Here is a 15141-nt window from a genome sequence, read left to right as displayed (position 1 = left end):
ACGGCGCCGCGTGCGCGCCGGGCACGCACCGTGCGCTGCCCGCGCGGCGCCGTGCCGCTCCCGCACGGTTGTACCTGAAATACAGGTTGGTGTAGTGTCGTGCCGTCGCGGCCCGACTCGGCTCCGCCGGGGCGCAGCGTGCACGCACGGCGCATCGCGCCGGCGTGAGATCGTGAATCAATCGAATTACCGCGTCGAATTACCGCGCCCGTGCGCTTTGCCATGAATCAACATCGTCTGCCGGCTTCGTTCGGCCTTACCGGGGAGGGCGCCTGATGGACGTCGGATTCTTCAATCCGAACCGGACCGCCAACGCGTCCGCGTGGCGCGTCTTGCCGAACCGATGGGACTTCATCGCGTTCCCGCTGATCATCTGTCTGATCGCGATGGCGGTCGTCGGCTTCCACGAAACGATGGCGCCGATCGCGACGCTGCAGACGCAGAAGATCTCGCTCGACCCGTCGAACCTGCCCGAATACGCGTTGCGCACCACGCTGCGGATGCTCGCCGCGATGGTCGCGTCGCTCGCGTTCACGCTCATCTACGGCACGCTGGCCGCGAAGAGCCGGCGCGCGGGCATGGTGCTGATTCCGATCCTCGACATCCTGCAGTCGGTGCCGGTGCTCGGCTTCATCTCGTTTACGGTCACGTTCTTCCTCGCGCTGTTCCCGAGCCGCGTGCTCGGCGCGGAGCTCGCCGCGATCTTCGCGATCTTCACGAGCCAGGCGTGGAACATGACGTTCAGCTTCTATCAGTCGCTGCGCACCGTGCCGCGCGACCTCGACGAAGTCTCGCGCGGCTTCCATCTGACGTCGTGGCAGCGCTTCTGGAAGCTCGAGGTGCCGTTCTCGATGCCGGGGCTGATCTGGAACATGATGATGTCGATGTCGGGCGGCTGGTTCTTCGTCGTCGCGTCGGAGGCGATCACCGTCGGCAACCAGACGATCACGCTGCCCGGTATCGGCGCGTATCTCGCGCAGGCGATCTCGGACAAGAACCTCGGCGCGATCGGCTGGGTGATCCTGACGATGACCGTCGTGATCCTCGCTTACGACCAGTTGCTGTTCCGGCCGCTGATCGCGTGGGCCGACAAGTTCCGGATGGAGAACACCGCGTCGGGCGACGCGCCGCAATCCTGGCTGCTCGACCTCGTGCGCCGCACGCGTCTGATCCACCAGCTGCTGGTGCCGGCCGGCTGGTTCTTCGCGAAGGCCGCGCGGATTCCGCTGCGCCTGCCGGTGTCCGGCGCGATGCGCTTCTCGCTGCCGAAAGTCGAGAAGAAGGCGTCGCGCACCGTCGACATCGCGTGGGCCGTGCTCGTGGTGCTCGCCACCGTGTACATCGTGTGGCGCGTCGTCAGCTTCGTGGCGACCGGCGTCACGCTGGCCGAGGTCGGCCACGTGATCGTGCTCGGGCTCATCACGCTGCTGCGGGTGGTCGTGCTGATCTCGATCGCGTCGGTGGTGTGGGTGCCGATCGGCGTGCTGGTCGGGCTGCGCCCGAAGCTCGCCGAGAAGCTGCAGCCGCTCGCGCAATTCCTCGCCGCGTTCCCGGCCAACCTGCTGTTCCCGGTGTTCGTGATCGTGATCGCGCGCTTTCACCTGAACCCCGACATCTGGCTGTCGCCGCTGATCGTGCTCGGCACGCAGTGGTATATCCTGTTCAACGTGATCGCGGGCGCGACGTCCTATCCGAACGACTATCGCGAAGCCGCGACGAATTTCCGCATCCGCGGCTGGCAGTGGTGGCGCCAGGCCATTCTGCCCGGCATCTTCCCGTACTACGTGACGGGCGCGATCACGGCCTCGGGCGGCGCGTGGAACGCGAGCATCGTGTCCGAAGCGGTGCAGTGGGGCACGACGAGGATCGAGGCGCACGGCCTCGGCGCGTACATCGCGCAGACCACCGCCGCGGGCGACTTTCCGAAGATCATCCTGGGTATCGCCGTGATGTCCCTGTTCGTTACCCTGTTCAACCGCCTGCTGTGGCGCCCGCTGTATGCCTTTGCCGAAGCGAAGCTGCGGCTCGACTGAGACCGATTGAGAGCGAAACGCGATGCACAATCCGAATGCTGTAAACGCCCCCGTCCAGACGTCCCAGCCGCTTCAGCCGCCGCGGCCCGGCGCCGAAATCCTGCGCGTCGACCACGTGAGCCGCGGCTTCAACAAGACGCAGGGCGAATTGCTCGTGCTCGACGACGCGAACCTGTCGCTGCGCGAAGGCGAAATCGTCGGGCTGCTCGGCCGTTCGGGCTCGGGCAAGTCCACGTTGCTGCGGATCATCGCCGGGCTGATCGAGCCGACCGGCGGCGAAGTGACCTATCTCGGCAAGCCGCTGACCGGACCGGCCGAGGGCGTCGCGATGGTGTTCCAGACCTTCGCGCTGTTCCCGTGGCTCACCGTGCTGCAGAACGTCGAAGCCGGCCTCGAAGCGCTCGGCGTGGGCGCGCGCGAGCGCCGCGAGCGCGCGCTGGCCGCGATCGACCTGATCGGCCTGGACGGCTTCGAGAACGCGTACCCGCGCGAGCTGTCGGGCGGCATGCGTCAGCGTGTGGGCTTCGCGCGCGCGCTCGTCGTCGATCCGACCATCCTGCTGATGGACGAGCCGTTCTCCGCGCTCGACGTGCTGACCGCCGAGACGCTGCGTACCGACCTGCTGGACCTGTGGACGCAAGGCCGCATGCCGATCAAGTCGGTGCTGATCGTCACGCACAACATCGAGGAAGCGGTGTTCATGTGCGACCGGATTCTGGTACTGTCGTCGAATCCGGGGCGCGTGATCGCGGAGATCAAGGTGCCGTTCAAGCATCCGCGCAACCGGCTGGACCCGGCGTTCCGCAAGCTGGTCGACGACATCTACGCGAAGATGACCGCGCGCCAGACCGGCGAGGCGACCAAGAAGGGGCTCGAGCTCGGCAGCTGGCTGCCGCAGGTGTCGACCAACCTGATGGCCGGTCTGATCGAAACGCTGGCGATGGCGCCGTACCACGGCCGCGCCGACATGCCCGAAATCGCGCGCACGCTGCATCTGGAGGTCGACGATCTGTTCCCGATCGCCGAAGTGCTGCAGTACCTGGGCTTTGCCGACGTGCGCGAAGGCGACGTGTTCCTGACGCCGCCGGGCCGCGTGTTCGCCGAGTTCGGCACGCAGGAACGCAAGCTGATGTTCGCCGATCATTTGCTCAAGCACGTGCCGCTCGCCGCGCGGATCAAGAAGGTGCTGAACGAGCGCCCGGGCCATCGCGCGCCGCGCGTGCGCTTCGAGCAGGAGCTGGAGGATTTCCTGTCCGACGGCGCGGCCGAGGAAACGCTCGACGCGGTGATCGACTGGGGGCGTTACGGCGAGATCTTCTCGTACAACGACCAGACCGAAATCTTCAGTCTCGAGGACGTCGAGTCCTGATTCGCCAGGCCGGGCCGCGCGGCCCGGCACACCGCAGCGCGGCGGCGTCCGACCGCCGCGCCGCGCAACATCACTGCAGCGCGCCCCAGCGGTCCACGGCCGGTTCGGCCGACGCCCATTTCCATTGCTTGCCTTGCTGGCACGCGTTCGCGAAATACCAGTCGGCCTTGTCGCCATCCTTCACCGAGAACGCGAACTCCTTGCACAGCGCGAGCGCCGTCGAATAGGCGCGCGTCACGCGCACTTCGCCTTCGCCGTTCTCGAGCGGCAGCGTGTTGCTGACCTTCCACGGCTTCGCTTCGCCGACGGCCAGGCTGCCGGCCGCGTTCGCGATCGCGTCCTGCTGGTTCTGGTGAAGCTGTTTCATCGTGCGATTGACGGCTTCGTCGGTCGCCGCCTGCACCGCGATGCCGACACCGATGCCGACGGCCGGGTTCGCGGTCACGAGGCCCGTGGCCGCACCGGCGAGCGCGCCGCTCGCCGCGCCGACCGAGCCGCAGCCCGACAACGCCGCGCTCGCCGCCGCGCACAGCAGGCCGAGCGCCGCGATACGGATCGGGACGCTCATTGCAGCGCGCCCCAGCGTCCGGTGGCGGGCTCCGCCGACGCCCATTTCCACACCGGCCCGTCGCGGCAGATCGTGGCGACGTAGAACGCCGATTGCGCAGTCTTGTCGGCCTTGGCCGGCGTGTCGACGGCGAACACGATCTCCTTGCAGTCGAGCGGGCCGACGCTGATCATCCGGCTGACCGTCACGCGGCCTTGTTCGTCGTCTTCGATCGGAAACGAATGGTGCGTCGACCATGGCGCGACGCCGCCGACCTCGAGCGGGCCGGCAGCCTTCGCGATCTGCTCCTGCGTGTAGCGGTGCGCGACGCGCTGCGTGTACTGCACGCCCGCACGCGCGCCGGCCACGGCGCCGAGGCCGATGCCCGTCGCGACGGCCGCGTTGTTGGTGACCTTGGACGCGATTGCGGCGCCCGCGATACCGGCGCTGGCCGTCGCGCCCTCGCTGTACAGCGAGTTGCAGCCGGACAGTAGTGCGGCCGCGGCGAGCGCGGCCAGTGCGACGCGCGCCGGCATGACCGGGCGCCGCGGTTCGAAACGAATCTTCATCCCTGAGTGCAAGTCCTGTCTGGATGGGCGGCGCCGCATGCGCGTCCCGTGCCGCATCATTGTTTCGCAATTGTCATACGAAAACTGCAAAGCTTTGACAAATCGCCGTGCGACGGCTCGCGCGCGGACGCGCGGCGCTATTGTCGGACAGGCCGCCGGCGCAGGGTCGAATCGTTACAAATTGAAGGTAATTGTTACCTTCGCTCGCAATGAAGCGACCTAGACTCATTGTCTGTGGAATGTTTCAACGACGGCTTCGAGCCGCGCCGACCATGAGACACCCAGCCATGCACCGTTCGAAACGGTTTTCACCTCGGTCGTCCGATACGGGCGCCGAGCCCCCGCCGCCGCCGGACGGGCCAGCGGCGCCGCCGGCCGGCGCGCCCGACGATGCACCCACCGACGGCGATCACAACCAGGGCGGCGCCCGCCCGGAAGGGCTCGACTATCAGCGCGACCTCGGCCACGAGCAGGACGCTTGATTTCGTCGGCGCATTCCACTGCCGTAGTTCCCGGCATTTCCCGCAACTGAATCGCCGCGCGTCCGCCTGCGGGCGGCCCGCGTCCGCCGCGGCTTGCGCTGCGCGGCGACCTATCGAATCGAGGAGGGAAGTCGCATGAGCAGATTGATCGTGGTATCGAACCGTGTCGCCGCCGGCGAGGACACGCGCCCGAGCGCCGGCGGCCTGGCGGTCGGCGTGATGGACGCGCTGAAGCAAACCGGCGGCGTGTGGTTCGGCTGGAACGGCGAGATCGTCGGGACGCCCGACGCCGCGCCCGCGGTGCGGCGCGACGGCAACGTCACGTATGCGACGCTCGGCCTCACCCGGCGCGACTACGATCAGTACTATCGCGGCTTCTCGAACGCGACGCTGTGGCCGGTATTCCACTACCGAAGCGATCTCGCGCGCTTCGACCGGCAGGAGTACGCGGGCTATCTGCGCGTGAACGCGATGCTCGCCCGGCAACTCGCCGCGCTGTTGCGGCCCGACGATCTGATCTGGGTGCACGACTATCATCTGCTGCCGTTCGCGCATTGCCTGCGCGAGCTCGGCGTGAAGAACCCGATCGGCTTCTTCCTGCACATCCCGTTTCCGTCGCCCGACATGCTGCGCGTCGTGCCGCCGCACGACGAGCTCGTGAAGTTCATGTGCGCGTACGACATCGCGGGGTTCCAGACCGACGCCGACAAGCGCGCGTTCACCGACTACATCGAGCGGCGCGGGATCGGCACGGCGAGCGACGACGGGATGCTGCATGCGCACGGCCGGGTCGTGAAGGTCGCGGCCTATCCGATCGGCGTGTATCCGGACGCGATTGCCGAGGCGGCCGTCCAGTACGGCGGGCGCAAGCCGGTGAAGATGCTGCGCGACGCGCTCGGCGGCCGCAAGCTCGTGATGAGCGTCGACCGTCTCGACTATTCGAAGGGGCTGGTCGAACGTTTCCAGTCGTTCGAGCGTATGCTCGCCGGCGCGCCGGACTGGCAAGGGCGTGTGTCGTTCGTGCAGATCGCGCCGCCGACGCGCTCGGACGTGCAGACCTACCAGCGCATTCGCGAGACGCTCGAACGCGAGGCCGGCCGCATCAACGGCCGCTTCGCGCAACTCGACTGGACGCCGATCCAGTATCTGAACCGCAAGTACGAACGCAATCTGCTGATGGCGTTCTTCCGGATGTCGCAGGTCGGCTACGTGACGCCGCTGCGCGACGGGATGAATCTGGTCGCGAAGGAATACGTCGCATCGCAGGACCCGGCCGATCCCGGCGTACTCGTGCTGTCGGAATTCGCCGGCGCGGCCGCCGAGCTGGGCGGCGCGCTGCTCGTCAATCCGTACGACCACGCGCAGATGGCCGATGCGCTCGCCCGCGCGCTGGCGATGCCGCTCGCCGAGCGGCAGGCGCGCCATGAGGAGAACCTCGCCCAGTTGCGCAACAACGACCTGTCGGTGTGGCGCGACACGTTCGTCGCCGATCTGCGCAGCGTCGCCGCCGCCGCCTCGGTCACCCAGCGCGCGGGCCGGCGGACCGCGCATGTTTGAGCGCGTCGACGGCGAAAGCCTCGACCAGGCGTGCGCGCGCTTCTTCGTCGTCACGGGCGGCCCGGGCTCCGGCAAGACGACCTTGCTCGATGCGCTGGAGCGCAGCGGCTTCGCGCGCTCGCACGAGGCCGGGCGCGGCGTGATTCGCGACCAGATGGCGATCGACGGCCCGGCGCTGCCGTGGCGCGACCGCGCCGCGTTCGCCGAGTTGATGCTGAACTGGGAACTGCGTTCGTACGAGCTGGCGCGACGCGCACGCGGGCCGGTGTTCTTCGATCGCGGCGTGCCGGACGTGCTCGGCTACCTGCGGCTGACGGGCCTCGAGGTGCCCGCGCACGCGGAGGCCGCGGCGCGGCGGTTTCGCTATCACCGGCGCGTGTTCGTCGCGCCGCCGTGGCGCGAGATCTACACGCAGGACGCCGAACGGCGGCAGGATTTCGACGAGGCCGTGCGTACCTTCGACGTGATGGTTGCGTGCTATACGGCGTATGGCTATCGGCCGATCGAGCTGCCGCGCGCGAGCGTGAAGGCGCGCGTGCGGTTCGTGATGGACGCGCTCGACGCCGCGTGAGCGGCGCGAGCGGCGAGCGGCGGCGTCACGCCGCGGTATCGGCCCGCGGCGACGCGATGCGTAGCGTGCTGACCACCGAGGCGACGGCTGCGAAGGCCGCCGCGGCATAGAGCGCGATGGTCGGCCCGTGCTGCGGCGCCACGCCGAAAATCAATGCGACCAGCGCGGCGCCGAGCGTCTGGCCGGTCAGCCGTGCGGTACTGAGCATCCCGCCTGCGCCGCCGCTGCGCTCGCGCGGCGCCGACGACAGCATCGCGCGATTGTTCGGCGACTGGAACAGCCCGAAGCCCGCGCCGCACAGCGCCATCCGCCACACGATGTCGACGGTGCCAGGATGCGCGCCGATCGTCGCCAGCGACAGCAGGCCGGCCGCGAACAGCGCGAGCCCGATGCCGCCGAGGATGCCGGCCGAGTAGCGATCGGACAGCACGCCCGCGAGCGGCGCGGCGAACACGATCACGAGCGGCCACGGCGTCATGTACAACCCGGTTTCGACCTGCGAGAAGCCGAGCGAATGCTGCAGCCAGAATGGCAGCGCGACGAACGCGAGCATCTGCGACGTGAAGGATGCGACCGACGTGCCGATCGACAGCGCGAACATCGGAATGCGCATCAGGTCGACCGGCAGCAGCGGCGCCGGCTGCGACAACTGGCGCTTCACGAAGAAGTAGCCGATGCCGAGCGCGACCGCGAGTTCGGCCGCGACGTATGCGCGGCTTTCGCCGTGGCCGAGCCCGTCGACGGCCATGATCAGCAGCCCGAACACGCACGCGTTCATCAGCGCGCTCGCGAAGTCGTACGGTGCGTCGTGCAGCGGGTTCGCCGGCAGCGCGCGCACGCTGCCGAACACTGCCGCGATGCCGATCGGCACGTTGACCGCGAACAGCCACGGCCACGACGCGAACGACAGGATTGCGGAGGCGACCGTCGGCCCGATCGCCGACGACAGCGCGACCACCATCGCGTTGATCGAGAGCCCGCGTCCGAGCATCGACGACGGGTAGATCATCCGCACGAGCGCCGCGTTCACGCTCATGATGCCGGCCGCGCCGAAGCCCTGGATCACGCGCATCACGGCGAGCGTCGGCAGCGAGCCGGACAGCGCGCAGCCGAGCGACGCCGCGGTGAAAACCGCCAGCCCGGAGATGTAGACGCGGCGATAGCCGATGCGCTCGCCGAGCGATGCGAGCGGCAGCAGCGTGATCGTGACGGCGAGCTGATAGGCGTTGACGATCCAGATCGATGCGGCGTCGGAGGCGTGCAGGTCGCGCGCGATCGTCGGCAGCGCGACGTTCGCGATCGCGCCGTCGAGCACGGCGAGCGTGATGCCCAGTGCGACGCAGACGATCGCCCAGTAGCGTTGCGGAAGCGGCAGGCCGGTATCGGCGTTCATGTCGGGAGCGAAAGCGTGGTTGTCCGCGCGCCCGGGCGCCGGTTGCGTGCGCAACCATGCTCGCGGGCGCTGGCGATGGGGAATGACCCGGCCGGCACGACGGCGCCGAAGCGGGGCCGGTCGAGTGTATCACCGGGCCGCGTTGCGCGACGCCGGCGTACCGAGCCGCTTGCCGGCGCGCGCACTCAGCCTTCGAAGTCGAGCCCGCCGAGCCGTACCAGCGGTTCCGCCTGCGTGCGCGACGCGAGATCGATGTCGCGTGCGCTTTCCCAGGCATTCAGCTTCTTCGGCAGCGCGCTCAGGTAATGTTCGAAGCGCGCCGCGCCGTCGGGCTCCATCAGCCGTTCGATTTCGTCGGTGTCCCAGGTCAGTTCGAGGTTCAGCGGATAGGCGAAGCCGCTGACGTGCTCGTGCGGTGCGCTGCTGATGTGTACGCGGGTCGGTTGGCCGTGGCCGCCATACGGGACGACGTCGGCGTGCACGTGTTCGGCGAAGAAAGCGGCGATCGCGTGCGCGATGCGCGGCGCGAATTCGGTATCGAAACGGCGGGCGGTTTCGGGCTGCATGCGGGGCGTCTCCTGTATGCCGAAAATCGTAGCACGGCAGCGCAGCGTTTCGCTGGGCGCGTGCCCGGTAATCGCGCGTTACCACTTGCTGCATCTATTACGGGCGGGCGCAGCCACAATGCATCGCATTCAGTACCACTTCGCGTGGGAGTCCATCATGAAGAAGATTGCCGCAGTATGTGTGCTCGCCGGTTCGCTCGTCGCGGCGGGGCCGGCCTCCGCGCACGGCCGCGACGGCGGTGCAGTGATCGGCGCGTTGATCGGCGGCGCGGTGCTCGGGGCGATCGTGACGTCGGCGATGAATCCGCCCGTCGCGTATCAGGCGCCGGCTTACCAGCCGCCGACCTACTATCAGGCGCCGGCGTATCAGCAGCCCGCTTATCCGGCCTATCAGCAGGCGCAGTATCAGGACGACGGACCGAACTATTGCTACGACCGGTATCAGCGCGCGTATGTGTGCGGCGCGCCGGTGTCGGGCGGGTATGCGCAGCCGGGCGGATGGTGAGCGATTTCACCGCTGCACGCGGCGCCGAGCGGGGCGCCGCGTGCAGCATCACGTCACGGAAGGCGAAAGGCCCTCGCACGATGCGAGGGCCTTTCGTCATTTGATGGGGGGCCGGAGGAGCGCGGGCGGCCGGTGTGAGGATACAAACGGTTGCAATTGCGCGGCGCGACGATCAGTGGCGGTGGCCGCCGCCGTCGCCCGGACCGCGTCCGCCGTCGTTCCAGTCGCCCCGGCGTCCGCCGCCGCGGCCCCAGCCGCCACGGTTGCCCCAGCCGCCACGGTCGCGGTCCCAGTGGCGGTTGTCGCGGTGTCCGCGATCCCAGTCGCCGCCGCCGCCCCAGATATTGACGGTGCCGTAGACCGGCGCGGCGCCGTAGGCCGGCCCGTAGGCATAGCCGGGATCGGAATAGTACGGCTGCCCGTAGCTGTATCCGGCGTCCGGGGCGACGACGCAACCGGCGAGCAGCGTGGCGACGCTGGCGGTGGCAATGAGCTTCAGCATGATGATCTCCGTTGGTTCCGCTATGAATACCGCGGGCGGAGATCGGCGGCTGTTTGCAATTGTGTCGCGAAATTACGGTGCCGTAAGGTCTTGAGGTGAAAGTGTTAGCATCGGGAGCCTATTCGTCAGACAGGAGCACATCGATGAAATACGCGATCCGGGCCGCTTTGGCCGCCTTTTGCGTGACGACCGCCGGTGCGTGGGCGGCGGGGCCGGCATCGGCGCCTGCCGTGTCGGCCGAGTCGATCAAGATGTTCCCGCAACCGGCCGCCGGCCAGCAGCGCGCGGTGATCGCGCTGCCCGCGCTCGACAACGAGGCCGACGCGCGCGTCGAGTTGATGATCGGCAAGACACTGCCGACCGACTGCAACCAGCAGTGGTTCGGCGGCGAGCTTACCGCCGAGGACGTGAAGGGCTGGGGCTATACCTACTATCGGCTCACCGACGTGAAGGGGCCGGCGTCGACGCTGATGGCATGCCCCGCTCAAGCGCCGCAGCAACGCTTCGTGCAGGTGCGCGGCGATGGTCAGCTGCTGCGGTACAACAGCCGGTTGCCGTTGGTCGTGTATGTGCCGGAAGGGTTTGAGGTGCGGTATCGCGTCTGGCATGCGGCGAAGGATGTGGGGCAGGCGGGGATGCAATAACGTAGCGGGCGCGGCTTGCGCCGTGCCGGCATGGGCTTGCGCCTGCGTTCGCAGTCGGCGTTCGCGCGAAGCCCCCGTGATAGATACCCCTATGTGGACGCGATTAACGCGGCACGGTCGAGATTGCGCTGTCCACATGCGCGGCGCTACGAAAAGTCTCCGACCAGATAGGGAATTAGTGGCGGGTTGTTAGGGTCACCATTGATGAGGTGCCGACTGCTTATCTGAAGGTTGACGTCGTCAGGCACGGCGTTAAATTCGTTGTCAATGATGACGATCTGCGTTTGGGCCAACTCCCCGGCGGCAAGCTCGTAGACCAATCGGAAGAATGCTGCAATGACTTCGGGGTTCTCGACCGAGCTAACGTTTTTTGTCGGCGTATCGATCAGGAGCACAGGCGGCAACCTGGCGTCCCCTATTCGGGCGCAGAGTCGATGCAACGCAAGGGCGTAGCAGGTCTTAAATAACGCCTTCATCCCGCCGCTTCCCGCGTTGTCGAAGGAAAGCACCACGAGCGCTTCGCCCGGACCTAAAGGAATACGCGGGTAGAACGTCGCAGGGTCGATCTCCACTCGGTAGTCAGCCCTGACATCGGGAAACTTGGCCCGTACCAAGCAGTCAAGGAACAATTCGCTCAGCAACGCAATGTTCTTTCTATCGTTAAAAGCTGACTTCTTTGCGGACTCAAGTTCGACCCGTAGCGCAGCTTCGTCAATCTTCAATGACTCCGCCTGGGCCCGTTGCTCTTGCAGCACGTCCGGCAGCTTTCGATATTTCAACATTGCATCAAGTCGCTGCTCCAAGGTCGCGATATTGCGCTCATGCTGCAATGCTTGAGAGAGGAAGGCCGAATCGTATTCTTTGAGCCTGATTTCCAGCGAACGATCCGCTGCGCTGCGCTCCGCCGCTATCTCGGCAGCACGGAGCTGAACAGCTCGCTTTTGCGCGTGCATACGCAATAGCGTTTCCTTCAGTTCGGTTTGACGAGCGCGGAGGTCTTCGTCGATGACTGACTCGCGGAGCGAACCCGCTGCTTCGGTGATGTGCTCCCGTTGTCCGCAAACTGAACAGAGGCCGGGTTCACGGCTCGGAAGGACTTGCGTGCATCGCGGGCACGAGGAAAAATCAACGCCCCCAAGTACCATCCGCGCAGACGCCGTTCGTTGAAAACGAACGGAAAGCATCTGCAGTTCGTTGGCGTGACGCTCAAGCTCTCTAATACGGAGATCGATATCGGAAGAGGCTTGCTCCAGTGCAATCTGTTCTTGTGCAAGGCGCCGCGCGTGATCCCGTAGTTCCTCGGCGGCGTGCGGGGCCGGCGAACGTTGCTCTCTGGCGGCTCGCGCGGCGGCGCGCGCACGGTCGATCTCGGCCTTGATCGACTCAAGCTTCGCATCATAGGTTGTGATGTCGTCGAGACCGGCATCCATCAATGCTTTTGCGAGCGCCTGCGCGCCGGACGACAGCGCTAAGCGCCGCTCGCGGACGTCCTGAAGGCGCGACTCTAATTCGGCTACCTGTTCTGTGCGATAGCCGAGCACATATCGCAACGCATCGACGCTTTTTGCACGAATCGCGTAGTTGTCTGAGTCTAGTCTGAACAGGTCGTTGTCCATCCCCTCTTGGTCGAGGTAGCAAAAGCGAAATAAGTCCCGAAAGCTCAAACGCTCAAGCCGCTCTTCCGGTGTTCCCTTCCGCCGGCGCACGTACGGCGGCTCCTCTTTTGCAAGGTGAAATAGCAGGTCCGACAATATCGTGACCCCGGAGCTCGGCAGAACTTCGTTCGTCCCTGTTCGTGCTGGAATCAAAACCTGAAGTGTTTCATCGGCTTCTTGCCACGACACCATCACCTGATTGGAATCCCTGTCACGATGCAATGTCACCGGGACATCGCAGACCGACATTTCCAAACCCGCTGAGACCATTTCCGCTTGCAGGGCAGGCGTCCAGGCGTGATTGCCGCCAAGGCAAAAGTCGATGAGGCGACCAATGCTAGATTTACCGGACCCGATTGGGCCGAAGAAATAGACGATTTTCGGTAGATCGATTCTCTCTACCGATTTATGGAGGGAAAGATGCAGTGTCTTTAATGATAGTTTCATATAGCGATTTCCTCTCCCCACTTCATGTCGGTCAGTTCAGGGAAGGTGGCATAGATGAAGTTTTTCAAATTTGTCCCGCTTCGACTGCCGAAGTTCGTCGTTACAAGTTTCGCCCGGGTGGCAAGATCCCCGAGCGGCTGTTGGTCAGCGAGAGCTGTGGCCACGGCTTGCCCTTCTGGCGTAAGCCAAAGATGAACGGTCCTGCCTTTGACCTCTACTGCTACGAGCCCCCGGGCCGCCATCAACGCGACCCATCTGCGATATCTGTGATCCCATGGGCCGTATCGGAACCGAACCATCTTGCTTTCGATAGTCGTTCGTTCGAAATCGGCTACCTCAGCCTTCGCGGGGTTCTTTCCGGCGGACGTCAGCGCGCGCTCTAGGCAATTGGGGTAGCGCAGTAGGAAGTCGAGCTTCGCGAGCTTCGTTAGCCCCTCGACGGGCCGAGCTTTGTCGCCCGCGTGCGAGGCCATCAACAGCAGCAGGCGAGCCATGTGGAGGTTGTCGTCTCGCTCGCTTGCGGCAAGGGCGCGGGCGAGTTCAAGTGCCATCTGGGGCCTCCTCTTCGAGAGGGGAGCCCCATGCAAACTTGCATTCGCCCGAAAGCATTCCGGCGATGCCCATCAGCGTGTCTTTGGGCTCGCGGCACACGCGCTCGGGTTCCTCTTTCGCAAGGGTTTCCATACGCTGCAAGATTTGCTTGTAAATCGCGAGTCCACGCGTTTTCTCGTCTGCATGGTCGAAGGTCATTGCCTCGACATCTTTGCATTCGACAAGTACGGTACTGACAAGCTGGTTGGCGATGGCATCAAAGCCATCGGGCTCCAACAAGGCCCGCTCCATCAAGCGTTGGTCCGCGGCATCCATGCGCATGCGTAATGGCTCGAATTGACTGCCTAAATAGGCATTGCGCATTTTTCTGTTGAGCACTTCCGTTCGACCAACCGTGGCACCGATATCGATGCCTGCGCCACTGCTCACAAACCGGAAGGTTGGCTGCCGTACTCGAATCATCAATTCGGCTGCCGCCTCAGGAGTTATGCATTTGCCTCGAATAGCAGCTTCGGGCCGGCCGTTTGTAGCGAGGTAAGCAATAGCGCCGTCTATCCAGTCGAATCGCAACCTACAAGCGGCTTGAACGAGTCCTATCAGTTCGTCCCTTAGCCGGCAACACGAGATCATTGTTAGACCCGCGCAGCCAGGTAGCTTTGGAACGATCGAAGCGGCTAACGTGTCGTCATACCCGCGCAGGACTGGCCCCAGCGCGAATTTGAGCTTCCGCAGGACTTGGAACAGTGCGGCCGCATCACCGCCGGTCTTCGCGACAAGTGCAGAGAAGGCCGCGATGTACGGTTCTTCTAATTCAGAATGGGTCGACGCCCGGGAACAGCACTGAATGAGGCGGCCAGGGCTTGCCGCAAGTGAGTCTGGTCTTTTGGCAGTCGCCGCCGGCACATAGGGCGCTGCATTCGAGACAAATTCGTAGTTGTCGATCTCGGCTCCATGCATTTTCTCGAAAGCACAGAATCGTGCAACGGAGTTGACTAGCGCATCGTCGCTCCAACGCCAGTGCGCATTTTCGCGGCTATCCGTCTTGACCTGGACTGCGATGTAGCGTCCGGTCGGCAACTCCAGCAGGTAGTCTTCATGATGCTCGCACCACAGAGCACGGATCGCACGTTCGCCCGTGAGGCTTTGCGCGAGTAGCGACACGCCAATGGCCCATTGATAGCGAAATCGCTCCTGCGTTTCGTCGCCCCGGTCCGAGGGCGCAGTCGCAAGTCCATTGACCTGCTCTGGCAATCCGAGCGGTATTTGTTCATTTTTCTCCCAGCTCATCTGAACACCTCAGAGTTTGGTCCCAAGCTCTCTGAACCGCACCGGGAATCGTGGAGGCCGGTTGGTTTAAGTTAATGCAGGCACTTCAGCAGCATTTCTGAGTTGCCTGTAGTAGTTTGCCTCAGCCTCGGCGGGCGGGATATAGCCGAGCGGTTCCATCAGCCGATGATGGTTGTACCAGGCGACCCATTCCAGCGTTGCCAGTTCGACGGATTCCCTCGTTTTCCAAGGAGCGCGCCGATGAATCAGTTCCGTCTTGTAGAGACCGTTGATCGTTTCAGCCAGCGCGTTATCGTAGCTGTCGCCACGGCTGCCGACGGACGGCTCGATACCCGCCTCGGCCAAACGTTCGCTATACCGAATGCTGACGTATTGAGCCCCCCTATCGGAGTGGTGTATCAAGGTCCCATCGTCGCCCGGTTGGCGCGCGTACAGCGCCTGTTCGAGCGCATCCAGAACGAA

The 15141-nt window shown here is 65.1% G+C and carries 16 protein-coding genes; 7 read left to right on the top strand and 9 right to left on the bottom strand.

Annotated elements, in window-relative coordinates:
- Nucleotides 1–275: 275 nt before the first annotated feature.
- Together EX20_RS02300 and EX20_RS02295 are read left to right on the top strand one after the other, a co-directional pair.
- The gene (locus EX20_RS02300; RefSeq protein WP_034192588.1) at nt 276–2033 is read left to right on the top strand and encodes an ABC transporter permease; all 1758 of its coding nucleotides are present in this window, start codon (nt 276–278) and stop codon (nt 2031–2033) included.
- Nucleotides 2034–2055: 22 nt separating this feature from the next.
- Nucleotides 2056–3402 (top strand): ABC transporter ATP-binding protein, encoded by a 1347-nt coding sequence (locus tag EX20_RS02295; RefSeq protein ID WP_014723441.1) that lies wholly within the window; start codon nt 2056–2058, stop codon nt 3400–3402.
- Between the two features lie 70 nt (nt 3403–3472).
- Here the strand turns inward: EX20_RS02295 and EX20_RS02290 are convergent, their stop codons facing one another.
- Both EX20_RS02290 and EX20_RS02285 read right to left on the bottom strand, forming a co-directional pair.
- Entirely contained in the window at nt 3473–3970 is a 498-nt protein-coding gene (locus EX20_RS02290; protein WP_011885677.1) for a hypothetical protein, read from the bottom strand.
- A complete protein-coding gene (locus EX20_RS02285) occupies nt 3967–4557 on the bottom strand; it encodes a hypothetical protein (RefSeq protein WP_011885676.1) in 591 nt (196 codons plus the stop codon). Before EX20_RS02285 ends, EX20_RS02290 begins: the two co-directional genes overlap by 4 nt.
- 248 nt (nt 4558–4805) lie before the next feature.
- On the opposite strand from EX20_RS02285, the gene EX20_RS30120 reads away from it, so the two are divergent.
- From EX20_RS30120 to EX20_RS02275, 3 genes are all read left to right on the top strand, one after another.
- Nucleotides 4806–5000: a hypothetical protein gene (locus EX20_RS30120; protein WP_072465380.1), complete on the top strand. Its 195-nt coding sequence runs from the start codon at nt 4806–4808 to the stop codon at nt 4998–5000.
- A 135-nt stretch (nt 5001–5135) separates the two neighbouring features.
- The gene (otsA, locus tag EX20_RS02280) at nt 5136–6557 is read left to right on the top strand and encodes an alpha,alpha-trehalose-phosphate synthase (UDP-forming) (protein ID WP_014723438.1); all 1422 of its coding nucleotides are present in this window, start codon (nt 5136–5138) and stop codon (nt 6555–6557) included.
- On the top strand, nt 6550–7128 hold the full coding sequence (locus EX20_RS02275; protein WP_034192587.1) for an AAA family ATPase: 579 nt from the start codon (nt 6550–6552) through the stop codon (nt 7126–7128). Before otsA ends, EX20_RS02275 begins: the two co-directional genes overlap by 8 nt.
- 25 nt (nt 7129–7153) lie before the next feature.
- Here the strand turns inward: EX20_RS02275 and EX20_RS02270 are convergent, their stop codons facing one another.
- Together EX20_RS02270 and EX20_RS02265 are read right to left on the bottom strand one after the other, a co-directional pair.
- Entirely contained in the window at nt 7154–8521 is a 1368-nt protein-coding gene (locus tag EX20_RS02270; RefSeq protein WP_034192586.1) for an MFS transporter, read from the bottom strand.
- Nucleotides 8522–8706: 185 nt separating this feature from the next.
- Nucleotides 8707–9087, bottom strand: coding sequence for a DUF5594 family protein (locus EX20_RS02265; protein WP_014723435.1), 381 nt, complete (start codon nt 9085–9087; stop codon nt 8707–8709).
- 118 nt (nt 9088–9205) lie between these two features.
- Here EX20_RS02265 and EX20_RS02260 point away from each other — a divergent pair, with 118 nt between their 5' ends.
- Nucleotides 9206–9592, top strand: a complete 387-nt coding sequence (locus EX20_RS02260; protein ID WP_034192585.1) for a hypothetical protein — start codon at nt 9206–9208, stop codon at nt 9590–9592.
- 172 nt (nt 9593–9764) lie between these two features.
- Here EX20_RS02260 and EX20_RS02255 read toward each other — a convergent pair whose 3' ends face one another.
- Entirely contained in the window at nt 9765–10094 is a 330-nt protein-coding gene (locus EX20_RS02255; RefSeq protein WP_011885670.1) for a hypothetical protein, read from the bottom strand.
- Nucleotides 10095–10237: 143 nt separating this feature from the next.
- On the opposite strand from EX20_RS02255, the gene eco reads away from it, so the two are divergent.
- Nucleotides 10238–10738, top strand: coding sequence for a serine protease inhibitor ecotin (gene eco / locus EX20_RS02250; RefSeq protein WP_034192584.1), 501 nt, complete (start codon nt 10238–10240; stop codon nt 10736–10738).
- A 146-nt stretch (nt 10739–10884) separates the two neighbouring features.
- Here the strand turns inward: eco and EX20_RS02245 are convergent, their stop codons facing one another.
- The 4 genes from EX20_RS02245 to EX20_RS02230 all read right to left on the bottom strand — a co-directional run.
- Nucleotides 10885–12840, bottom strand: a complete 1956-nt coding sequence (locus EX20_RS02245; RefSeq protein ID WP_034192583.1) for a hypothetical protein — start codon at nt 12838–12840, stop codon at nt 10885–10887.
- Entirely contained in the window at nt 12837–13391 is a 555-nt protein-coding gene (locus EX20_RS02240) for a hypothetical protein (RefSeq protein ID WP_034192582.1), read from the bottom strand. The genes EX20_RS02245 and EX20_RS02240 overlap by 4 nt, the downstream gene beginning before the upstream one ends.
- On the bottom strand, nt 13381–14679 hold the full coding sequence (locus tag EX20_RS30115) for a dsDNA nuclease domain-containing protein (RefSeq protein ID WP_072465381.1): 1299 nt from the start codon (nt 14677–14679) through the stop codon (nt 13381–13383). The genes EX20_RS02240 and EX20_RS30115 overlap by 11 nt, the downstream gene beginning before the upstream one ends.
- Nucleotides 14680–14745: 66 nt before the next feature.
- Nucleotides 14746–15141: integrase core domain-containing protein (locus tag EX20_RS02230; protein ID WP_034192580.1), on the bottom strand; the 396-nt coding region annotated here is incomplete at its 5' end.

This window comes from Burkholderia sp. WP42, from assembly GCF_000745665.1.
Taxonomy (GTDB): Bacteria; Pseudomonadota; Gammaproteobacteria; order Burkholderiales; family Burkholderiaceae; genus Burkholderia; species Burkholderia vietnamiensis.
This window is presented reverse-complemented; position numbering and strand designations above follow the sequence as displayed.